Here is a 22,083-nt window from a genome sequence, read left to right as displayed (position 1 = left end):
CCGCCATCTTCGCCTCCGCGGCCGTCCGGCGGGAAGCCCTCGCTACAGGCTCAGGACGAGGGACACGAAGCCGGTCACGCCGTACGGGGTCGACCCCGCGCCCTCGCCGAGCCCGACCGCCGCGCGCGACAGCAGCGACAGCCGGAGCCCGAGGCGGCGCGTGAGGTCGGCGGCGGCGCTCGCGTAGATCCCGACCTCGTCGCGGTCGATGCCGGCGCCCTGGTCGTGCGCCCAGCTCACGCGCGCAAGGAGACGGACGGGGTCCCAGGGCCGGGCGACGAGCTGCGCGTACGCGCTCCGCCCGTTGAGCCACCCGGTCTCCTCGAGGTAGCCCAGGGTGAGCCCGCCGCGCGACCCGAGCAGCCGGGGCAGCCCGACCTCGGGACCGAACCAGGCCCGGTCGAGCCCGGTGGAGAGGTCCTTCGCGAGGCCCCCGGTGGCGCCCACGCGTACCGCGCGGCCGATGTCGAGGTACGCGAACGCGTCCGCCGCCCGCGATCGCCCGGGGAACGCCGGCGGGTCGAACGGCTGCGGCCAGTCGAGCCGCGCCTCGCGGTACGCGCCGCCGAGGACGAGCCCCTGCACCGGCCGGAGCGTCACGTCCACGCGGCCGGCGTCGAGCCCGCCGCTCGCGGTGCCGCCGGTGCCGAGGTGCCCCTCGGCGGAGACGTCGGCGAGGCGCAGGAAGAGGCGGCCGGTGAGCGACGCCTCGTAGCGGGTGCCGAGCTCGGGCGAGTGCACCACCGCGACGCGCCCCTCCTGCCGGAACGACGCGCCGTGGCCGAGGAGGCCGTCGAGGATCCAGTAGCCGCCGCCCGTGGACCGGCTCGACGTCGGCGCGGTGGTGACCGGATCCGGCACGAGCCCGCCGAACAGCCCGAGCTCCGTCCGCAGGTCGCCGGTCCGGCGGCGCACGCCGGCGAGGGCGCCGTCGAACAGCGTCGCGCCCGGGATCGACCACGGCAGGACGCGCCCCGCCGAGAGCACGAGCGCGTCGCCCGGGGTCGCCGTGAGCTGCGCCTGCCAGAGGTAGAGCTGGGTGGCGTCGTTCGGCCGGAAGCGCGGCGTCCCGCTGCGTAGCCAGCGCTCCGCGCGCGCGTCGACGTCGAGCGTGAGGCCGTCCGCGACCTCCGCGCCGCGGATCACGACGTCGAGGGACTCGCGGTGCGAGGACGCCGCGTCGGAGGCGACCCAGGACGCGTGGGTGAGCGCGGCCTCCACGGTGCGGCTCCGCGGGACGGCGGCCGCCTCCGTCGCGGGCGCCCGGTACTGCACGAGGGACGCTTGCGGCGCGGAGGTGAGGGCCGCGAGCCGGCGAGCCACCTCGGCGTCGTCGGGCGGGGGCGGCAGCACCTTCGGGGCCGGAGCGGCGGCCGCGGCGGGCGGCGCCGGCTCGAACCGGAAGACGTCGCCCGGCCGCGCCGGCGCGCCGGAGCAGACGGCCTGGTGGGGCGCGACCACCTCCACGCGGCAGCGCCCCACGACGGCGCCCCCGCGCCGGAGCTCCAGCTCCGAGCCCTCGGGGAGCCCGTCGTCGGCGCCGACGTCGAGGTAGACCTTCTTCGCCGTGACGTAGGCGACGCCGCCCGTCCCGCGCGGCCGCTCGGCGCGGACCGGCGGTGCGGCGCCGAGCGGCGTGGCCGGATCCGCGCCGAGCGCGGCGGCGAGGACGAGGGCGGACAGCACTAGTTGCCTCCCGTGCCGTTCGGGTGGCACGTCACGCAGCCGGGCGTCGAGGACCAGCTCGCCGCCCACGGCTTGTCGGTCCGGAAGCCGGAGTGGCACGTCGTGCACCCGGCGCTCCGGTGGCGCGAGTTGCCGAGAGGGCCGCTCTCGCCGCCCGGGTGGCTCGCCCCGCGGTCCACCTGCGAGTCGGCGTGGCACTTCACGCACGCCGCGCTCGTCGCGCCATAGTCGACGACCGGCACCGTGGCGCTCGTGTGCTTCGTCGCGAGGGCGGGATCCTTCTGGAGGTGGCACGCCGCGCACGCGAGCGTCGCGGGATCCTTCCGGTTCGCGGGGTCGGTGTGGCACTGGCTGCAGAGCACGCCGGCGTGCGCGCCCGACGCGATGGGGAAGAACGGGACGTGGTTCACGCCGGTCCCGTCCCGGTGGCAGCGGTAGCAGCCGGCGCTCGTGAGCTCGAAGCCCGCGACGCCGGCGTGGGTCGCGGTGAGCGCCGTCTGGTCCGCGTGCGCCCCGGTGTGGCAGTGCAGGCAGTCGAACTGCGCGAAAGAGGTCGCCTGGGGGTCGTGGCAGTCGCCGCAGGTGGTCCCCGAGTGGACCGACGCGGCGTTCGCCGGGAAGTACAGCGAAGCGTGCGCGTCGGGCGAGGGCATCGTGATGGCCGGCGCGTTCGAGGAGCCGCCGCACGCGGCGGCGAGGAGCACGGTGAGCGGGAGGACGCGTCTCATGGGGCCCTCGAGAAGCGGTGGCACTCGTAGCACTTGCGGTTGATGGGCGCGTATCCGGGGACCCCGGAGTGCTCGCCGGCGGGGTTGCCGTGGCAGCGCATGCAGTCGGCGGTGTCGGTCGCGCAGGTGAACGGCTGGGTGTAGTCGACGGGCGGGATCGAGCGGTGGCAGTCGAGGCAGCGGACGCCCCCGTGCGGCCCGGAGCGCAGCGAGAAGCAGGCCTCGTGCGCGGGCAGCCCCGCCGGCGAGAACCGCCACGCCCCGTGGCAGGTCCGGCACTCCTGCGGGAACCCCACCGCGGCGTGGTCCACGGCCGCCCCGCCCGCGCCCGCGCGCTGCCAGTCGGCCTCGTGGCAGCCGATGCAGCGCGGCGTCGGACGCTGGAAGCCACGATCGCGCCGGTCACCGTGGCACTCCGTGCACGGGATGAACGCGTGGCGGCCGGTGAGCGGGAAGTTCGTCCGACGGTGGGCGTCGGCGCCGAACGTGGGCGTCGCCCAGGCGGTCGGGTCGTGGCAGTCGCCGCATCGCTGCCCGAGCCGGCCCTGGTGGACGTCGCGGTGGCAGGCCGCGCAGGCGCGCGGCACCGGCTCGGCGAACGTGCCCGTCGCGTGGCACGCCCTGCACTGCGCGTCTACGTGGCGCCCCTCGAGCGGGAAGCCGGTCCGGTCGTGGGCGAACTTCACGTCCTTCCAGCCCTCGGCCGTGTGGCACGCGGCGCAGCGGGTGTCGCCGCCGTGATCCGGCACCAGCGCACGCGGGGCGAGGTCGGGCGCGGCGCCCTTCGACTTCGCGCCCGCGTTCGCGGGCGCTACGCTCAGGGCGAACGGGAGAGCGACCGGCTGCCCGGCGGGCGCTGCGGCGAGGAGGAGCGCGAGCGCGAGCGTCGTCACGGCACGTACCCCCGGAACGCCCCCTGGTGGAAGTCGGCGTGGCACCCCTCGCAGGCCGTCGGCACGCCGCGGTAGCGGCGCACCTCGGCGCCCGCGACGGAGACGACGCCGTGGCACCTCGCGCACTCGACCTTCCGGTGCTTCCCGGTGAGCGCGTACTCGGTGAACGGCTTCTCGTGGCGGAACCGGAGCGGCTCCTTCCACGCGGAGGTCTCGTGGCACCGCGCGCAGTCCGTCCCCTGCCCCTTCGCCGCGAGCTGGCCGGCGTGCACGTCGGCGTGACACCCGGCGCACGCGAGCGGGAGCGGGCGGTAGCGGACGACGCCCTTCGCGTCCGGGCGGTGGCAGCTCGCGCAGGCCGCCTTCTCGTGCTTGCCGGTGAGCGGGAACCGCGCGTCCTTCTGGTGGTCGAACCGGACCTTCCGGAAGGAGTCGAGGCCGTGGCACGCGGCGCAGCCCCCGTCCTTCGCGCGCGCGTCGAGCTGGCCGGCGTGCGGGTCGCGATGGCAGGTGCGGCAGTCGCCCGCGCGCGGCACGTCCAGCAGCGCCAGGCTCACCTGGAGCGGCCGGCGCTTGCGCTGGAGCTCCGCCTTCACGGCCGCGGGCACCCGGAACGCGAGCCGGGGGTCCTTCGGATGGCACAGCGCGCACGCGACCGCCCGGTGCGCGCCCTCGAGCCGGTACGGGAGCGCGTCGTGGTCCGCGAGCTCGAACCGGACCGGCATCCAGCCCTGGACCGTGTGGCAGCGATCGCAGGCGTCCGGCGCGGCGCGGGCGCCGGAGGTGGCGCCGGCCGCGGCCGGGGTCGGAGCGAGCCGGACCGCGGCCGCGACGGCCTGGAGCTGCCCGACGTGGGCATCCAGGTGGCAGTCCGTGCAGCGGTCGAACGGGATGCCCTTGTACTGGGCGGCCTTCATCCCGGGGAACGGGCCGTGGCACGCCTCGCACTTCGCCTCGACGTGCGCGCCGCGGAGCGGGTAGCGCGTCCTCTCGTGGAACGCCTTCTGCGCGCCGGCGCCGGTGACCTTCCGCCAGTCGGAGGTGTCGTGACAGCTCCGGCAGCTCGGCCCGAACCGGGCCTGGTGCGGGTCCTTGTGGCAATCGAGGCAGCTCTCGAACGGCAGCGGCCGGTACCTCACGAACGCCGCGGCGCTGACCGGCGCCGTCATCGCGGGTCCGGCGGTGCGCGCGGGCTCCTCCTGGCCCTTGTGGCACTTCGCGCACTCGAGCTTCGCGTGCTTCCCGGTGAGCGGGTACCGGCTCTGGGCGTGGTCGAACCTCCTCGCCGGCTTCCAGCCGTCCTCGCCGTGGCACCGCTGGCAGTCCGTCCCGAGCTGGCCGCGGTGCTCGTCGAAGTGGCACGCCGCGCACGCCTGCGGCGCGCCGAGCAGCGTCTCGCGCCCGGGCTGCCTCGCGAGGACGTCCCGGACCGCCGGGTCGGCGACGAGGCGCGGGTCGTGGCAGCGCGCGCAGTCCACCCGCGCGTGCTTGCCCCGGAGGTCGAAGCCGGCCTTCGCGTGGTCGAAGCCCCTCTTCCCACCCTTGCCCCAGTCGATCTCCGGGAACGCGCGGCCCTGGTGCTCGTGGTGGCACCTCCAGCAGTCGCGGTCGCCGGCCGGCATGCGGCCGTGGAACCCGCGCCCCTGACGGACGCGGCCCTCGAGCTCCGTGTGACAGGCCAGGCAGCGCTCCTGCGAGAGCTGCTGGCCGGCGACGTGACACCTCGTGCAGTTCTGGAGGCCCTCGAGCTTCGCGTGGGGACGGGAGAGGTCGCCGGGGGAGAACACGTCGGCGCGGGCCGGCGCCGCTGCGAGCGCCGCGGCCGCGAGGGCGAGGGTCAGGCCGGGGAGCTGGGAGGTCGGTTTCACCGGTGGAGGAGCCCGTAGCCGAGGTAGAGCGAGAGCCCGATGTGGGCGGCGATGGCGAGCACGAGGAAGACCGCGAGGGAGGCGTGGAACACGCGCCAGCCGCGGAGGAGGCGCTTCAGCGAGGCGTAGAACCGGATCTGCCAGCGGAGCCGCGCGAGCCGGACCACCGCCTCGCGGAACCGGGCGAAGTGGCCGGGATCGCGGAAGCGCCGCCGCACGCGGGCGAGGCGCACGCGGAACACGAGTGCCTGCGCCGGGACGGCGAGGAAGAGGAGCAGGAGCGAGCCCCCGCGCACCGGCGCCGCGGCGCGGTCGAGCAGCGCGCGGGCAGGGCCGCCGGCCTCCTCGAGCAGCGGCCCCATCTCGGCGCGGAGCCGCTCGAACCGCCCGAGGAGCTCGGCGAGCTCCACGGACTTCCCGCCGTCCGACGGCACCATCCCGTAGATGTACCGGCCGACGATCCCGGTGCTCACCACGACGGCGAGCGCGGCCGACGTCCCGGTGGCGAGCAGGTTGTTGGACTGGAACGCGGCGTGGAAGACGATGACGAGCGGGCTCATGAACCCCACGAACACGTGGAAGTCGAGCCAGCTGCGGATGCTGCCGAGCGCGGCGAGCCGCTTCCAGCGCTTGCGCGCCGCGTAGAGGAAGTTGGACAGCATGAACGCCGTCGCGGCCATGCCGATGGAGTGGCCGAACGTGCCGGCGGGCTTCATGCTCGGGTGGAGTGGCGACCGGAGGCGCTCGACCCGGGAGAGCGGATAGTAGTCGCGCCCCTTCCACGCGAGCGCGGCGAGGATCGCGATCCCGGCGAGCGCGTACAGGGTCCTGACGACTCGGCGGCGGATCCGGTCCGACCGTTCCCTCCTCGCGGCCGCGCGCCGGCGCTGCTCGCGATACCCGTCGCCCGTCCCGTCGACGTGGACCTCACCGGGCGCCTCGCCGTGGTAGCGGCGCAGGGACACGCCGGCCTTCGCGAGGAGCTCGAGCGGCAGCTCGCCACCGGCGTTCACGATGACGAAGTCGTTCTCGAGGGTCGCGGCCTGGCCAGCCACGTCCAGCAGGACCTCGCGGGCGCGGATCTCCGTCACCGTCGATCGCAGGAGCGCGCGGATGCGCCCCGCCTGGACGAGCCCCTCCAGCCGCCTCCGGTTCGCCTCGCGGCAGCGCGCGAGCGCGTCGCCCCGGTACGAGAGCGTCACCTCGGCGGTCGACTCCTCGGCGAGCTGGATCGCCGCCTCGAGCGCGGAGTCGCCGCCGCCGACCACGAGCACCCGGGCGCCGTCGTACTGATCGGGATCGGTGAGCCCGTAGAGGACCTTCTCCGTCTCCTCGCCGGGCACCCCGAGGCGGCGCGGCGTCCCGCGGCGACCGATGGCGAGCACGACCTTGGACGCGGCGATCGCGCCGGCCTCCGTCCTCACCGTGAACCGACCGTCGTCGCCTTCGATGCCGGTGACCTTCACCCCCTGCTCGACGTGGATGCCCGTCTTGCGCAGGATGCGGTGCCAGGACGCGAGGAGCTCCTCCTTCGTGATGAGCCGCTGGCCGAACCGCCCGACCAGCGGGAGCTCCACGGTCTCCGTCATCGCGATCTTCCGGCGCGGGTAGTGCGCGACGGAGCCGCCGATCGTGCCCTGCTCGACGAGCCGGAACGGGACGCCGCGCGCCTTCAGGCCCAGCGCGGTCGCGATCCCGGCCGGCCCCGCGCCGACGACGACGACCTCCGGCCCGCCCCTCGGCACGATCTCCGCGATCCGCTCGGCGACCTGCAGGCCCTGGCCGATGGCATTCTTGATGAGCCCCATCCCGCCGAGCTCGCCGACGACGTGGACGCCGGGCCGGGAGGACTCGAAGTGGCCGTCCACCTCGGGGAGATCCACGCCGCGCTCGGCAGTCCCGAAGACGAGCCGGATCGCGCCCACCGGGCACTCGGCGGCGCACCGGCCGTGGCCGATGCAGTGGTCCGCGTGGACGAGGCTCGCAGCGCCGTCCACCACGCCGAGGATGTCGCCCTCGGGACACGCCTTCAGGCAGGAGAGGCTGCCGATGCAGACGTTCGGGTCGATGACCGGGTGGAGCGAGCGCGCCAGGTGCTCGCCGCGCCCGGCCTTCTCGTCGAGCGCCGCGCGATCGCGCCGCTGCCGCAGCCAGCGCCGTCCGAGATGGCCTCCCGCGAGCAGCCCGACGCACGCGAACGACCCTGAGACGATCCACAGCGACGCGAAGTCCATGTCCACAGAATCCCGGTTCCCGACTGCGTGGAGAGCGGCGGCACGGTGCTTCCGCCTCACCCGTTCGGCAAGCCCCGCTCGCGGACGACCCCGCGTCGCTCCTCCGACCGTCGGTGAAGCAAGCAGCACTCGCCCCGGCGTTCATGCTGGCCGGAGGCGCACGCTCGGTGTCGTTCACCCTGCGTCTTCATTCCACCGCCTCGGGCACGGCTCCGCCCTGCCCGGCGCCGCGCCGGGGACCGCCCTCGCTCGCTCGATCCCCGCGGGACCCGGCCTGGCTGGAGGCCGGGGCCCGCGGCGCGGTGGGCCGGCGACGCTCCTTGCGGCGCCAACGACCCGCCTCCGGGACCCGCTGTGCAGCTCGACTCGACCCTGCCGCCACCCGCCGCCGTCCGCGCTCCCGCGATGACCTTCGGGGGTGCGGCAGGGCGTGCGCTGTGGCCGGGACTGGGACCGCGGCTAAGCTGGAGCGCTCACCGCCCTCTAGGGCCCTGCCTCGATCGGAGATCCCATGCGCCTCGCAGCCGCCGTGCTCGCCGGGACGATCGGCGGCGCGCCCGGTGTGGAGTAGTCGAGCCCCAGGATCGAGGGACTCGCGGGTCTCGTCGATCGTCACCAATTCGGGGCGGGTCCCCAGGATCGAGCGCACGCCGCGCGAGGAAGGAACGGAGCCGCGCCATGGCAGCCGAGAGCCGAACCCCGTCGATCCCCGCGGAGGCGCCGCTGCCGGAGGGCGAGGAGCACGCGCCGCCGGGGACGCGGGCGATGGCGCTCGTGCGGTGGTCGCTCGTCGGGCTCATGGCCGTCGCCGCCGCCGGAGCGTGGCTCCACCACGCGTCCTCGGGCGGCCTGCTCTCGGCCGCCGAGGAGCGGTTCCACTGCCCGATGCACCCGTCCATCGTGACGACCCACCGGGGCGAGTGCCCGATCTGCGGCATGGATCTCGTCCCGGTCGGCGGCGCCGCCGCGAGGACCGCGGCGCCCGCGCCGGCCGCGACGCCCGACGCCGGCCACCCGGCGGCGGCCGGCCCGCTCTACACCTGCCCCATGCACCCGGCCTTCGTCACCGCCGACGCGAAGGCGCGCTGCCCGGACTGCGGCATGAAGCTCGTCCCGAAGGAGCCCGCGACCGCCGCCGGCGAGGGGGTCCCCGGGCTCGCCGAGGTCGAGCTGACGGTGGACCGGATCCAGCTCATCGGCATGAAGACCGCGGCCGCGCGGCGCGAGCCGCTCGCGTCGTCGCTGCGCACCGTGGGCTTCGTCACCCCGACCGAGAACGGGCTCGTGAGCGTCAACACCCGGTTCTCGGGCTGGGTCGAGTCGCTCGGCGTGAGCGAGACCGGCGTCCTCGTGCAGAAGGGGACGGTCCTCGCGACCGTCTACAGCCCGGAGATGCTGAACGCGCAGCAGGTCTTCCTGAACGCCATCAAGTGGTCCGAGCGCCGCGCCCCGCCCCCGCCGCCGGGCGGCGCGGCCGCGCCGGCGCAGTCGGCGACGTCGCAGCCGGTGACCGACCTCGAGCGCGACGCGCGACAGCGCCTCGAGCTGCTCGGCGTCTCGGCGGAGGACATCGAGCTCATCGCGCAGTCCGGGCAGGTCCTCCGCGCGATCAACGTGCGCGCGCCGGTCCGCGGCCACGTCGCGCGGAGGAGCGTCCTCCGCGGAGTGTACGTGCAGCCCGGCACGGAGCTCTTCCAGATCACGGACCTGTCCACGGTGTGGGTGCTCGCCGACGTGTACGAGTCGGAGCTCGGCCGCGTGAAGGTGGGGCAGAGGGCGACGCTCGCGCTCGCCGCGTGGCCCGGCGAGAGGTTCGAGGGGCGCGTCACGTTCATCTATCCGGCGGTGAGCACCGGCAGCCGGACGCTCCAGGCGCGCGTCGAGATCCGGAACCCCCAGCTGAAGCTCCGCCCGGGCATGTACGGCGACGTCGTCCTCGAGACGGGCGGTGGCGAGGCGGTGGTGGTGCCCCGCGACGCGGTCGTGGACACGGGGGACGTCCAGTACGTCTTCGTGGACCGCGGCCAGGGGCGCTTCGCGCCTCGCAAGGTGCGGCCCGGCGCCGCGGCGGAGGGGAAGGTCGCGATCCTCGAGGGGCTCGCCGAGGGCGAGCGCGTGGTGACGACGGCGAACTTCCTCCTCGACTCCGAGAGCCGGCTCCGGGCCGCGCTCGAGGGCGGCGGCGAGAGCGCCGCGCCCGCCGCGACCGGCCCGCGGAACTAGGAGCGCCATGGTCGCCCGGATCATCGAGTTCTGCGCGCGGAACCGGCTGGTCGTGCTGCTCGGCGTCGCCGCCGCGGCCACCGCGTCGATCTGGTCGATCCGGAACGCGAAGCTCGACGCGATCCCGGACCTCTCGGACCCCCAGGTCATCGTCTACACGGAGTGGATGGGGCGGAGCCCCACGCTCGTCGAGGACCAGGTCACCTACCCGATCGTCTCCGCGCTCGTGTCCGCGCCGAAGGTCGCCGACGTGCGCGGCTACTCGATGTTCGGGATGTCCTTCGTCTACGTGATCTTCGACGAGGGCACCGACGTGTACTGGGCGCGGAGCCGCGTCCTCGAGTACCTCTCGTCGCTGGCGCCGCGCCTGCCGCAGGGCGTCTCGCCCTCGCTGGGCCCGGACGCCACCGGCGTCGGCTGGACCTTCCAGTACACCCTGGTCGACGACTCCGGCCGGCACGGGCTCGACGAGCTGCGGACGTTCCAGGACTTCACGCTCCGCTACGCGCTCGGCAGCGTCCCCGGCGTCGCAGAGGTGGCGAGCGTCGGCGGGTACCAGAAGCAGTACCAGGTGACGGTCGACCCCAACAAGCTGCGCGCCTACGGCGTCTCGCTGCAGGAGGTGATGGCGGCGATCCGCGACTCGAACGGCGACGTGGGCGGGCGCGTGCTCGAGATGAGCGGGCGCGAGTACTACGTCCGCGGGCGCGGGTACGTGCAGGACCTCCCCGACGTCGAGCAGGTGGCCGTGAAGGCGGCCGGACCGGGCGGTGTGCCGGTGCTGGTGCGTGACGTGGCCCAGGTCCGCTTCGGCCCGGACATCCGCCGCGGCCTCCTCGAGTGGAACGGCGAGGGCGAGGCGGTGGGCGGCATCGTGGTGATGCGCTACGGCGAGAACGCGCTCGACGTCGTGAAGCGGGTCAAGGCGAAGCTCGAGGAGCTCAGGCCCGGGCTCCCGGACGGCGTGCGCGTCGAGATCGCCTACGATCGCTCGGAGCTCATCGGCCGCGCCATCGGGACCCTGCGCCGGGCGCTCGTCGAGGAGGCGGTCGTCGTCGCGCTGGTCATCCTCCTCTTCCTCCTCCACGGACGCTCCGCGCTGCTGCCGGTGCTCTCCCTGCCGGTCGCCGTCGCCGTGAGCTTCATCCCGATGTCGCTGCTCGACATCCCGGCGACGATCATGAGCCTCGGCGGCATCGCCATCGCGATCGGCGCCACCGTGGACGCCGAGATCGTGATGATCGAGGCGTCGCACAAGAAGCTCGAGCACGCGCCGCCCGGCGCGGACCGCCGCGCGCTCCTCGCCGAGGCGGCGCGGGAGGTGACGCCGGCGATCTTCTTCTCGCTCCTCGTCATCGCCGTCGCCTTCCTCCCCGTCTTCACGCTGACCGGGCAGGCCGGGCGGCTCTTCCGGCCGCTCGCGTGGACGAAGACCTTCGTGATGCTGTCGGCGGCGCTCCTCTCCATCACCTTCGCGCCCGCGCTCCGCGACCTCCTCATCCGCGGCCGGATCAGGCCCGAGTCGGAGCACCCGGTCTCGCGCTTCATCATCCGCTGGTACCGACCGTTCGTGTTCGTCGCGCTGCGGCGCCCGAAGTCCACGATCGCCATCGGCCTGCTCGCGATCCTCTCCGCGGTCCCCCTCGCGCTGCGGCTCGGCGAGGAGTTCATGCCGCCCCTCAACGAGGGCGACGTCCTCTACATGCCGACCACCCTCCCCGGCATCTCCATCGAGGAGGCGAAGCGACAGCTCCAGGCGCAGGACCGCGTGTTCCGGTCCTTCCCCGAGGTCGCGAGCGTGTTCGGGAAGACCGGACGCGCCGAGACGGCCACCGATCCGGCCCCGCTCACGATGGTCGAGACCACCGTCCGCCTGAAGCCGGTGGAGCAGTGGCGGACGGTGCCCGCCGCGCGGTGGTGGTCGTCGTGGGCGCCCGGCTTCCTCCGGCCCGCGCTGCGGCTCGTCTGGCCCGACCGGCGGCGCATCTCCTGGGACGAGCTCGTCGACGAGATGAACCGCGCGATGCAGTTCCCGGGCTGGACGAACGCGTACACCATGCCGATCAAGGCGCGCGTCGACATGCTCTCCACCGGCGTCCGGACTCCGCTCGGGATCAAGGTCCTCGGGACGTCGCTCGCCGAGATCGAGAAGGTCGGCGTCGCGCTCGAGAAGGTGATCCAGCCGATCCCGGGCACGCGGAGCGTCTTCTACGAGCGGAACACCGGCGGCCTGTACCTGGACATCGTCCCGCGCCGCGAGGCGCTCGGGCGCTACGGCCTCACCGTGGGCGACGTGAACCGCGTCATCGAGGCGGCGATCGGCGGGACGCCGATCAGCGTGACCGTGGAGGGCCGGAACCGCTTCACCGTGAACGTCCGGTACCCGCAGGACCTCCGGAGCGACCTCGAGCGGCTGCGGCGCCTCCTCGTGCCGCTCGGCGGCCGCGGGGGAGCGGGCGGGATGGGGCTCGACGTCCGCGCGCTCCCGGAGGTGCGGCTCGCGCAGTCGATGGGCGGCGGCATGGGCGGCGGCGACGCGACGCCCGCGCGCCGGCCCGCGCCGCGCGCCGCGAGCGACGGGCCCGCGCTCGGCTGGGTCGACGGCCCGAGCCAGGAGGCGCTCACGGGACCCGCCGACCTCGCCGCGCCGGGCACGCGCAACGCGACCTTCGTGCCGCTCGGGCAGCTCGCCGACATCCGCATCGCGGGCGGGCCGCCCATGATCCGCGACGAGAACGGGCTGCTCGCCGGGTACGTCTACGTCGACATCGACGGCGCCCGGCGCGACGTCGGCGGCTACGTCGAGGAGGCGAAGGCGAAGGTGAAGGCGGCGCAGGCGGCTGGCACGATCCGGATGCCGGAGGGCTACGTCCTCGAGTGGACCGGCCAGTACGAGCTGCTCGAGCAGATGGAGAGCCGCATGCGCATCGTGCTGCCGCTCACGATCCTGCTCATCGTGTTCCTGCTGTGGGTGCACTTCCGGAACTTCACGGAGGTGCTGATCGTCCTGCTCTCGATCCCGTTCGCGCTGGTCGGCAGCGTGTGGCTGCTGTGGCTCCTCGACTATCACCTCTCGACCGCGGTCTGGGTCGGCCTCATCGCGCTCGTCGGCCTCGCGGCTCAGACCGGCGTGGTGATGATCGTCTACATCGACAACGCGTACGAGCGGCGGAAGCGCGCCGGGAAGATCCGCGGCCTCGACGACATCATCTGGGCCCACATGGAGGGCACGGTGATGCGGGTCCGGCCGAAGCTGATGACGGTCGCGACGATGCTCGCGGGGCTCGTCCCGCTCCTCTGGGCGACCGGCTCCGGCGCCGACGTGATGAAGCGAATCGCGGCGCCGATGGTGGGCGGTCTCTTCACGAGCGCGTTCCTCACGCTCGAGATCATCCCGGTGATCTACACCTACTGGCGGCAGGAGCAGGTCCTCTGGGAGCGGCTCGCCGCGCTCGACCCGGCCCGGCTCCGCGGCCTCGCGGTCGCGGCGGCCTGGCACAAGGGCGCGTGGGCGGCGGCGCTCGCGGTCGCCGTCGCGGCCGAGCCGCTCGAGGGGCACCGCTGGCCGGTCGCCCTCGCCGCAGCGGCCGTCGCGGTCGCCGTCGTCGCGAGCGGGATCGTTTACCTTCGCCGCCGCCCCGCCGCGCGCCGGCTCGTGTGGCCCGGCGCGGCGCCCGACACGGCCGCGCCGCTCGCCCGCATCGCGTGACGCCGCCGTCCCGGGAGGCCGCCGCGCGGTCCCGGCGGCGCAGCGTCCGCTTGACAGGACGGCCGTCCGCTCGTACAACGGCATCCGCTATAACGGACAGGGGCGCCCGCGGCGCCCCCGGGAGCGCGCATGCGGATCGCGGACGACATCACGAAGCTCATCGGGAACACGCCGCTCGTGCGGCTCAACCGGATCATGGAGGGCGCGCGGGCGACCGTCGTCGCGAAGCTCGAGAGCTTCAACCCGGCCTCGAGCGTGAAGGACCGCATCGGCGTCGCGATGATCGAGGCCGCGGAGCGCGACGGGAGGATCAAGCCGGACACGATCCTGCTCGAGCCGACCTCCGGCAACACCGGTATCGGCCTCGCGTTCGCCGCCGCCGCGAAGGGGTACCGGCTCGTCCTCACGATGCCCGAGACCATGAGCGTCGAGCGCCGCAAGCTCCTCGCCGCATTCGGCGCGAAGCTCGTCCTCACGCCGGGCGCCGAGGGCATGAAGGGCGCCATCGCGAAGGCGGAGGCGCTCGCCGCCGAGGACCCGCGGTACCTGGTCCTCCAGCAGTTCGAGAATCCGGCGAACCCGGAGGTCCACCGCCGCACGACCGCCGAGGAGATCTGGCGGGACACCGACGGCAAGGTGGACATCGTCGTCGGCGGCACCGGCACGGGCGGGACCATCACCGGCTGCGCCCAGGTGCTGAAGGCGCGCAAGCCCTCGATCCGCATCGTCGCCGCCGAGCCCGCGGACTCGCCGGTCATCTCCGGCGGCAAGCCAGGCGCGCACAAGATCCAGGGCTGGGGGCCGGGCTTCGTCCCGAAGGTCCTCGATGCCTCCCTGCTCGACGAGGTCGTCCGTGTCGGCAACGCGGACGCCGGCGACCTCGCCCGGAGGCTCACCCGCGAGGAGGGCATCCTTTCCGGCATCTCGTGCGGGGGTGCCGCGTGGGCGGCGCGCGAGGTCGCCCGCCGTCCGGAGAACGCCGGGAAGCTCGTCGTCGTGGTGCTGCCCGATACGGGCGAGCGCTACCTCTCCACGTGGCTCTTCGAGGAAGGGACCGCGGCCTAGCGAGTACGCCCGTCCATGGTACGTGTGTGGGGCCGCCCCCCGAGGGCAGCGCCGCCCCCGTTGCGGGCTGCCCGGCGGCTCCCTAGCTTCGCCTCCTCGCAGTAGTCATCTGTAGATCGAGGAGGCGGCGTCATGACCGAGGCGTCGCGCGCAGAGTTGCGCGACGAGCTGCTGTCGCGGATCCCGCGGTGGTACACGCCGTGGCTGCACCTCGCGTTCCCTGCGATCGTCGGCCTCGCCATCGCGGTGTTCGCGCTCTCGCGCATCGGCGACCTCCGGGCGTGGCAGCTGGCGCTCGTACCGCTGTTCCTCGTCTTCGGGAACGCCGTCGAGTGGCACGCGCACCGGGGCCTGCTGCACCGCCGGACGCGCTTCATCGAGGTGCTCTACGTCCGGCACACGCCGCAGCACCACGCCGTCTACGTCGCGGACGACATGGCGATCCGCTCGGCGCGCGAGCTCAAGCTGATCCTTCTGCCCGCGTACGGCGTGCTCGCCATCCTGGCGCTCACCTCACCGATCACGATCGCGCTCGTCCGCCTCGGCCAGCCGAACCTCGGCGCGCTGTGGGTCGCGAGCGTCGTTGGATACGTGCTCGGCTACGAGTGGCTGCACCTGGCCTACCACCTGCCGGAGCACAGCGTGATCGGGCGGCTCCGGCTCGTCCGGAAGCTCCGGCGCCATCACCAGCTCCACCACGCGCCTCACCTGATGCAGCGCTGGAACTTCAACGTGACGGTGCCGCTGTGGGATGTGGTGCGCGGAACGGTGTACCGGCCGCATCCCGTCGCGCCGATCCCGCGCGCCGTGCGCCGGTCGCCGTGAGCGGCAGCGAGGCTCGGCCTGCCCGACCGCTCGCGCCCCTTTACACGCGCCTGGAGGTCGGGTACTAGACCGCCCGACCCCATCGTCTAGAGGCCCAGGACACGGCCCTTTCAAGGCTGTAACCGGGGTTCGAATCCCCGTGGGGTCACTTCTTACACCCGCGACACGACTTGGGTTTTACGGGGGCACAGCAGCCTGTGCCCTCGTTGTGCCCGGGTCGGTCGTCGGGCTGGCATCCAATGACCGGATCGCCGCCTCCTTCGCGCCGGGCGACAGGTGCATGTACCGCATCGTCACCGTCAACGTGGTGTGGCCCGCTAGCTCCTGAATCGTCCGCGCGGTCACCGCCTTCATCGCGAGGTGCGAGCAGAACGTGTGTCGGAGCGAATGAAGGCCGCCGCGCTTCTCTAGCCCCGCGGCTGCGGTCGCGTTCCTCATCCACTCCCAGAGCATCGTCGCGTTCACCGTTCGCCCCTCGTCGTTGTAGAGCACCTGGGGACGGAGGCTCCGCACCCCCCGGAGAACGGCGTCGAGCCGAGCCGCTGCGATGTCTAGGGCGGCATTCACCAGCACCGAACCGGATGTCGGCGGCAATGGTTTCCGCTGCGACGCGTGGTTTTCTAGCTCGTCGCCAAGTGCGCTCTACGTGTACCGCTCGCAGCGGCGTCGTGGTTGCCCGACTAAAGGTCGAGGTGCCGCCCAGCTAAGCCGTTCTGTGCAGAATCGAGGACGGCTGCATCGGCTGGTGGTAGCGCGCTCCCCCGGCGCCTTCGCCCGTACCGCAAGGCGGCTATCGCGCCGAGGGCGACGACGTTAACCCCGACCACCCAGCCCTCTGCCGGGCGGCTTCCGACGAAGAATGCAACGTTGTCTGCCGAGGGCAAACGTTTCCCCGGCCCTGTACACGACCGCCGGGCCGACGTCGATCCCTAGTGCGAGTTCGTACACGACCGCAGGGGTTAGAATGTGTAGGACTTGAGCCCCGTGCAGCCCGATCGCGAGCGGTATCCATCTCGGCGGGTTCCGGAGCAGCATCGCTCCTGAGACGGCTTGGACCGCCGCAATCACGGCAAGTATCGCCAAGCCGATCGGAATAGTCGCGAGCCGCAGGGCCGTGGCACCGACCAGCAGCAGGGAAATCACCGCTGCAACCGTCTGGTACACGGCGACCGCCCGGAACGTGTATCGCAACGGTCCCCCTTCGTGGCGTCTGCCGGGAAGCTCGCCCCGACAACTTGCCTAGAATCATACGACGCGGGACCGTAAGGCTGTTCGCGAAGGTCCTCGGGGTGACCAAGGCGAGGCTCGACCGCTACTGCCGAGGCGAGCGGACCCCGACCCTCGGCGCCGCGCTCGCCATCGAGAAGGTGACCGCGGGCGCGATTTGATCGCGCCCGTCATCGAGCGGTGGAGGCGGTCGAGCGCGAGTAACCCCCCGGAAATGGACGTGTTGTGGTCGGCACGGCATCATCGAGTACGGGAGGTCGATACGTGTCGAAGATCGTCGTCCTGATCGCATCCACTGACCTGCACGCCATCAGGGTCTTGCGCGACGCGACCGGCGCAGCTTGGGGCGACATCACGGCTCGGGTGAAGTCGAAGCGTCCAGCGGCGGAGTTCACTCTCTTCCTGAACGATCATGAAGAGGTCGCGGCACGGCTTCTGGAGCTGATCTCTCAGCTGAGCGCTTGTGGCATTGCGGCTCAGTTCTTCGAACTCTCGCCGGAAGAGACGTTCGAGACCGCAACGGATATCGAGGCTTGCAGCATGACAGCGGACGTCGTTGAGAACGCGTTGAGACTCCACGAGGAGGGCCTCGAGCGACTGAAGAGAGAGGACGATCGGTAACGCCCGGCCAAGGTGTTTTGACGATGCAGCCGCGCGGCGGCCGCGAGCTTGCCATCTCCCCCTTCGTGTTCGGGTTCGCCGCTGACCTGCTCAGGCCGACGGCTCGGGTCTCGGTGGCGTCCAGTTGTGCAGTTCGCCGAGCGTGGAGGCGTCGACCTGGACGCCGGCACGCCGGTACGCCTTCGCCTGCCGGTACAGAGGCAGGGAGTCGGCGCACTTCGAGACGACGATCTGCCCCATGAAGGTCGGGCAGGAGCGTGCCTTGTCGTAGACCTTCGCCGGCGGGCCGTAACCGCCCGGGCACGCACGTGTTGACGCCGGTCCTGGAGTGCGGGACTTCGAGGAGGCCGCGGGGTACCGTTGTGGCCATGGGCCATGCCGACCGCCTGCTCATGCGCGTCGTCCTTGAGGACGCTGACTTGATCGGCCTCGAGGTGTCGTTCTCCTCGCACGGCTGGCAGGCAGCGACGATGGCTTATACCCAGATCGACTCCCTCTCTGCGTTCGCAGAACGCCTGAGGGTTTTCGCGGCAGCGTTCCGCGGCGACGCCATTTTCGAAGCCGGCGCAGACGATGCGCGCGAACTCGGCTTCGTTCGGATGCGGTTCTCAGCCGCGGATGCGCGGGGGCATATCGCCTGCACGCTGACGCTCAAGACGGGTCCGGAGAGAATCGTTCCGGTGGAAGCGGGTGCACGAGTGTCTATCGAGCTCCAGACGGAGACGGCGCTCTTGGATCAGTTCTTGGGCGAGCTCGAGCGCTTGGTCCGACGACGCGAGGACGCCGCACTCCTGCTGACATGAGACGCGAAACGGGCACGGGACGTCACGATGTATTCGCGTGTGGCGGCGACTTCCAGCAGTGCGGCAGCAGCTCGTCGATCCGCGAGGCGGGATGCGTCTGCACGCGGATGAGCACGTCGGCGAGGTAGTCGACCGGGTTCACGCCGTTAGCCTCGCAGGTGGCGATGAGCGAGTAGAGCCCGGCGAGGTTCTCGCCGGCTTCGTTCGTGCCGACGAAGAGGAAGTTCTTTCGCCCGAGTGCAGCGACGCGGAGCGCGCGCTCGGAGGCGTTGTTGTCGATGGGCAGGTGAGGGTCCGAGACGAAGAGTGTCAGCGCGTCCCACTGGCCGAGCGCGTAGTTGATCGCCTCTCCCATCGGCCCCTTCGGCTGGTGCCGTGGTTGCTCGGCATCGAGCCACGCCTTGAAGTCGTCCATCACCGCGCGGCTCGCGGTCTGGCGCATCTCCAGGTGCTCGGGAGTACCGAGGAGGTCGGCGTCGAGCGCGGCGCGCTCGATCTTGTAGACCTCGAGGATGAAGTCCATCGCCTGCTTCGCGGCGTCGGGCGCGACGGACTGGGCATCGAAGAACGTTCGCCGGACGTGCGCGAGGCAGCCGGCGCGGACCCGCCGGCCGGGCAGGGTCACGCGGTCATAGCCCTTGTACGCGTCGGCGACGAGCTTGCCGGCGGTGCCCTCCAGCACGCGCCCTGGCGTCTCGCTCGAACGGCTCGGTTGAGAAGACGTACGCGATCATCTCGCGGTCATCCTCGTCCTTCGCGATGAAGCTCCAGAGCCACGAGCGACGCGTCCTTCCCTTCGCCTGAACCCGGTGCGACGTCTCGTCCGCGAGGACGATCTCCTTCTCCGCGACGACCGAGAGGCTCCGACCGCTGCGCCAGGGGGCCGCGCGGCCGACCCGCGTAGGCCGGCGGCTATCCCGAACACGAACGTAAGCTCGCGAAGCGGACCTTCCGGATGCCTCCGGGATCACCGCGTGCTCCACGACACCTCGCTCCGGCGGAAGAAAACGGGCGCATCGTTGACCGGGCGGTTACGGGCCGGTGGACCTGCGAGCCCGTCGCCGGGCTAGCCGGACGCGGCGGGCGAGCGCAAACGCGTCAACGCGCAATCGTCGGTCCAGTACTATCCGTTCATGCCGCTCCCTGTCCGCGTCATCGGTCGAATTGATCTCGCTGAGAAGGTCCAGAATGCCGTCCAGGCTGCTGGTTTCGACTCGGAGGTTGTCACGGCTGGCCCGATGTCGGTCTTCCATGGGACGCCCCAGGCAGAAGGCGTCGACGTGGTCGTGGCGACCAGCGTCTCCGACCCGCTGCTCTGGAGGGTCGCCAAGGGACGACATCCCTTGCGCCCGATGGTCGCGGTGGGAGAGCGACGGCGCGAAGGCGTGCTCCGGGGGGCGATGCTCCACCGGAACGGCCCCGACGCCTACGTCACATGGCCCGCGACGCCCGAGGATCTGGGCGTCGCAATCCAGCGAGCCGAGTCGTCCGCATCGCGTCAGCGGTCCTGGAGCGCCGCGGACCTGCGGGCCGCGCTCATCGTGCCAGGGTTGCTGCTGGGGAGGGCCACCGGTGGGCTGGGCGCCATCGTCGCAGGCGTTTGTCTGCTCCTCGGCGTTTCCTACGCGTGGAGCCGGCGTTGGCAGCTGATCGGCGGCGTCCTTCTAACCATTGTCGGGGTTGGGAGCGTCACCCTTCACCTGATGCAATGGGCCCGGTGAACGCCGGACGCGCTGAAGAACGAGATCGGCCCTTGAGCGGGTGACTCCGAGGGCAGATGCAGGCCCCCCGCTTTCGTCTCCCCACGTCTCCCCGCGCCGGGTCGAGAAGGGTGGACGGCTGTGGACTCGCGTAGAACTCCGGGCTCGTCATGGAACCGCTGGGGCGCGGGGCTTTCGAGCGAACTGGCGTGCGCCGGCGCCCTGTTAGCTGTTGCCCGTTCGCGGGGTTCGAATCCCCGTGGGGTCACCACGACTACGCGTCGTGCCGGGCGGTTTTCCCTCCGCCCGCTGCCACCGCGCTGCCATCCCCGAGCGCCCGGATCACCTCCGGCGGCGCGCTACTTCCCTCCCTTCATCCGCTTCATCGCCTCCTCCATCTGCTTCCGCTGCTCGGGCGACATGTTCTTCATCGCCTCCTCCATCCTCTTCGCCATCTCTGGGCTCATCCCGGGGGCCGTCTCCGCCTTCGTGTAGCCGGCGGGGATCTCGAACTTCGAGGCGGGGACCTTCTCGCGCTTCGCCGAGACGAGCTCCATCCTGAACGCGTCGGTGCCGTCCTTCGTCCTGGACACCCAGCGGATCGGCAGTCCCTTGACGCCTGCGTCGGCGAGCGCCTTGAAGAGCCCGTGGCGCCCTCCGCTCTCCCGCTCCTGGAACGCGCGGAACCACGCCTCGCTGACGATGAGGTCCTCCGCGACGCACACCTCGGACTCGCGCCCGGACTCGGTCGAGACCGCGACGCTCTCGCACGGGTGGCCCGCGACGGTGGCCTTGCCCAGCCGCCGGACCGTGTACTTCTCGTCGTCCTGCGACGCGCCCGGCTCGGCGTCGTGGACGTAGTACGTCCTCCGCGCGTCGTCGAGCATGTAGCTCCGATTCGGCTCGGCCATCTTCAGGATGATCGTCCGCTGCTGCTTCGGGACCCCCGCCTGCTCGGCGCGCGCGGACGACACCTCCGTCTCGCTGCGGATCCCGGCGCTCGAGATCCACGTCCGGACCGTGCCGGTCGCCTGAGCCGCGCCGACCGTGATCCTCGACTCGAGCACACCCTCGAACTCCGCACGCGCGACGCCCGGGAGCGCGAGCGCTGCGACCACCGCCACCACTGCGCCTCTCATCGGATCCTCCCCTCCGTGCGCCCGACCGCTCCGGGCGGCCGAAGCTGCCCGGCCTTTATCGGCGGGCCAGGGCCGCGGCAGCGACCCGGATCAAGCGAACGTCCCGGACGGGCTGCAGCGGGTACGCCCTTTCTCGCGCGGGCCCGAGGGGTGACCTGCCAACCCTTCGCTCGTGGCCCCGAAGGCGTGTTGTTGCACCGCACCACGCGGGCTAGGAGCGCGGGGAGAAAGGGAGGAGATGGCCATGAAGAAGCTAGCGTTCGCAGCACTCGTGCTCGCGATGACCGGCCCGGCGTTCGCGCAGGCCGACAAGCCGCAGGCGTCCGCCGAGAACCCGATGGCGCGTTGGAAGCCACCGAAGGTGACGAACGAGCAGAAGGACCGCAAGGAGATCCAGGCGGTCTTGAAGCAGCTCGAAGCCGCCGGGAAGAAGGGCGACATCGACGCGGCCGCGGCGCTCCTGGACTTCCCGGTGCTCATGGTCACCGACGACTCCAAGGGCCAGGCGATGGCAGACTCCTGGACGAAGGAGAAGTGGGTCGAGCAGATGGGGCCCGTCTACAAGCAGCCCATGCCGGCGGTCACGAACAAGCCGACCATCACCTTGCTCTCCGATTCGCTCGCGATCGTCACGAACCAGTGGTCGACGACGATGGGCAAGCAGAAGGTCTCCGCTCGCGACGCGCTGCAGCTGGTCCGGGTCGACGGGAAGTGGCGGATCAAGTCGATGATCGAGGGCGGCTGGGGAGACATGATGGGCCCCGCGTCCGCTGCCTCGACCGGCGGCGCGTCGCCCACGGGCACCGGCGCGAGCAGCACCGGCTCCTCGACCGAGACGGGGGCGGCCGCGGGCACCGGCGCCTCGACGGAGACGGGGACGCCCTCCGGGACCGGCTCCTCGGCGGAGACGGGAAAGCCCTCCGGCACCGGCCCGTCGACGGAGACGGGCGCGGCGACCGGCACCGGGTCCTCGACTGGGGCCGGCTCGACCGAAACGGCGCCCCCCGCCCCGTCCGCTCCATCCCCGGGCGCTCCTCCGGAGAAGAAGTAGGCTCGAACCAGCGCGACGCCCGGCAGCTTGCCGGCGCGACCGGGAGGAGGACCCGGCGGCGACGGCGGATCCTGGATGAGTGCATCCGGACAGGAGCCGCCGCGTCGCTCGGCCTGGGTACACGCTGGAATTCGCACCGGCGGCTGAACGCGGCTACGCTTCCCGTCCGTGGACGAGCCGAGAACACGACCGCTCCGTGACCTCGTGCTGTTCGTGACCTACGCCGTGCTCGGCGGGATCGCGCTCGTCGCCTTCCTGCTCCTCGTCCTGCCGAAACCTTGAGCCTTCCAGCGCGGTGACCCCGGCGCACG

Annotated in this window: 16 protein-coding genes, 1 tRNA gene and 2 pseudogenes; 10 read left to right on the top strand and 9 right to left on the bottom strand. The window is 72.4% G+C overall.

Features of this window, described 5'->3' with window-relative positions; translation table 11 throughout:
- Positions 1-42: 42 nt before the first annotated feature.
- From AMOR_RS25010 to AMOR_RS24990, 5 genes are read right to left on the bottom strand one after another with little or no spacing between them, the layout of a single operon-like run.
- The gene (locus AMOR_RS25010) at positions 43-1,686 is read right to left on the bottom strand and encodes a hypothetical protein (RefSeq protein WP_248355208.1); all 1,644 of its coding nucleotides are present in this window, start codon (positions 1,684-1,686) and stop codon (positions 43-45) included.
- On the bottom strand, positions 1,686-2,414 hold the full coding sequence (locus AMOR_RS25005; protein ID WP_248355207.1) for a cytochrome c3 family protein: 729 nt from the start codon (positions 2,412-2,414) through the stop codon (positions 1,686-1,688). Before AMOR_RS25005 ends, AMOR_RS25010 begins: the two co-directional genes overlap by 1 nt.
- Entirely contained in the window at positions 2,411-3,307 is an 897-nt protein-coding gene (locus tag AMOR_RS25000) for a cytochrome c3 family protein (RefSeq protein ID WP_248355205.1), read from the bottom strand. Before AMOR_RS25000 ends, AMOR_RS25005 begins: the two co-directional genes overlap by 4 nt.
- On the bottom strand, positions 3,304-5,175 hold the full coding sequence (locus tag AMOR_RS24995; protein WP_248355203.1) for a hypothetical protein: 1,872 nt from the start codon (positions 5,173-5,175) through the stop codon (positions 3,304-3,306). Before AMOR_RS24995 ends, AMOR_RS25000 begins: the two co-directional genes overlap by 4 nt.
- The gene (locus AMOR_RS24990; protein ID WP_248355201.1) at positions 5,172-7,409 is read right to left on the bottom strand and encodes an NAD(P)-binding domain-containing protein; all 2,238 of its coding nucleotides are present in this window, start codon (positions 7,407-7,409) and stop codon (positions 5,172-5,174) included. Before AMOR_RS24990 ends, AMOR_RS24995 begins: the two co-directional genes overlap by 4 nt.
- 678 nt (positions 7,410-8,087) lie before the next feature.
- Between AMOR_RS24990 and AMOR_RS24985 the strand changes: the two genes are divergently transcribed.
- From AMOR_RS24985 to AMOR_RS24965, 5 genes are all read left to right on the top strand, one after another.
- Positions 8,088-9,632: an efflux RND transporter periplasmic adaptor subunit gene (locus AMOR_RS24985; RefSeq protein WP_248355198.1), complete on the top strand. Its 1,545-nt coding sequence runs from the start codon at positions 8,088-8,090 to the stop codon at positions 9,630-9,632.
- A 7-nt stretch (positions 9,633-9,639) separates the two neighbouring features.
- On the top strand, positions 9,640-13,341 hold the full coding sequence (locus AMOR_RS24980; protein WP_248355196.1) for an efflux RND transporter permease subunit: 3,702 nt from the start codon (positions 9,640-9,642) through the stop codon (positions 13,339-13,341).
- Between the two features lie 129 nt (positions 13,342-13,470).
- Positions 13,471-14,406, top strand: coding sequence for a cysteine synthase A (gene cysK / locus AMOR_RS24975; protein WP_248355194.1), 936 nt, complete (start codon positions 13,471-13,473; stop codon positions 14,404-14,406).
- Positions 14,407-14,538: 132 nt separating this feature from the next.
- Positions 14,539-15,231, top strand: coding sequence for a sterol desaturase family protein (locus tag AMOR_RS24970; RefSeq protein ID WP_248355192.1), 693 nt, complete (start codon positions 14,539-14,541; stop codon positions 15,229-15,231).
- Positions 15,232-15,306: 75 nt separating this feature from the next.
- Positions 15,307-15,379 (top strand) — tRNA-Glu (locus AMOR_RS24965).
- 29 nt (positions 15,380-15,408) lie between these two features.
- Here AMOR_RS24965 and AMOR_RS24960 read toward each other — a convergent pair.
- Positions 15,409-15,723 carry a tyrosine-type recombinase/integrase gene (locus AMOR_RS24960; protein WP_248355190.1) on the bottom strand — a complete coding sequence of 105 codons (315 nt, stop codon included), beginning with the start codon at positions 15,721-15,723 and terminating at the stop codon, positions 15,409-15,411.
- A 797-nt stretch (positions 15,724-16,520) separates the two neighbouring features.
- Here AMOR_RS24960 and AMOR_RS24955 point away from each other — a divergent pair.
- Positions 16,521-16,619 (top strand): hypothetical protein, encoded by a 99-nt coding sequence (locus tag AMOR_RS24955; protein ID WP_248355188.1) that lies wholly within the window; start codon positions 16,521-16,523, stop codon positions 16,617-16,619.
- Positions 16,620-16,722: 103 nt separating this feature from the next.
- Complete coding sequence (locus tag AMOR_RS24950; RefSeq protein ID WP_248355187.1) at positions 16,723-17,079, top strand: hypothetical protein; 357 nt, start codon at positions 16,723-16,725, stop codon at positions 17,077-17,079.
- A gap of 129 nt (positions 17,080-17,208) precedes the next feature.
- Here AMOR_RS24950 and AMOR_RS24945 read toward each other — a convergent pair.
- A pseudogene (locus AMOR_RS24945) lies at positions 17,209-17,364 on the bottom strand (IS66 family transposase); the annotation flags it as partial.
- Positions 17,365-17,447: 83 nt separating this feature from the next.
- Between AMOR_RS24945 and AMOR_RS24940 the strand changes: the two are divergent.
- The gene (locus AMOR_RS24940; RefSeq protein WP_248355185.1) at positions 17,448-17,882 is read left to right on the top strand and encodes a hypothetical protein; all 435 of its coding nucleotides are present in this window, start codon (positions 17,448-17,450) and stop codon (positions 17,880-17,882) included.
- A 22-nt stretch (positions 17,883-17,904) separates the two neighbouring features.
- Here the strand turns inward: AMOR_RS24940 and tnpC are convergent.
- Positions 17,905-18,901, bottom strand: a pseudogene (tnpC, locus tag AMOR_RS24935) (IS66 family transposase); the annotation flags it as partial.
- Between the two features lie 114 nt (positions 18,902-19,015).
- Between tnpC and AMOR_RS24930 the strand changes: the two are divergent.
- Entirely contained in the window at positions 19,016-19,603 is a 588-nt protein-coding gene (locus AMOR_RS24930) for a hypothetical protein (RefSeq protein WP_248355183.1), read from the top strand.
- Positions 19,604-19,941: 338 nt separating this feature from the next.
- Here the strand turns inward: AMOR_RS24930 and AMOR_RS24925 are convergent, their stop codons facing one another.
- A complete protein-coding gene (locus AMOR_RS24925) occupies positions 19,942-20,721 on the bottom strand; it encodes a DUF4412 domain-containing protein (RefSeq protein WP_248355182.1) in 780 nt (259 codons plus the stop codon).
- Between the two features lie 244 nt (positions 20,722-20,965).
- On the opposite strand from AMOR_RS24925, the gene AMOR_RS24920 reads away from it, so the two are divergent.
- Positions 20,966-21,772: a nuclear transport factor 2 family protein gene (locus AMOR_RS24920; RefSeq protein ID WP_248355180.1), complete on the top strand. Its 807-nt coding sequence runs from the start codon at positions 20,966-20,968 to the stop codon at positions 21,770-21,772.
- Positions 21,773-22,083: the final 311 nt, after the last annotated feature.

The organism is Anaeromyxobacter oryzae (assembly GCF_023169945.1).
Classification (GTDB): Bacteria; Myxococcota; Myxococcia; order Myxococcales; family Anaeromyxobacteraceae; genus Anaeromyxobacter; species Anaeromyxobacter oryzae.
The sequence above is the reverse complement of the archived record's forward strand: the minus strand, read 5'-3'. Positions and strand labels throughout refer to the sequence as shown.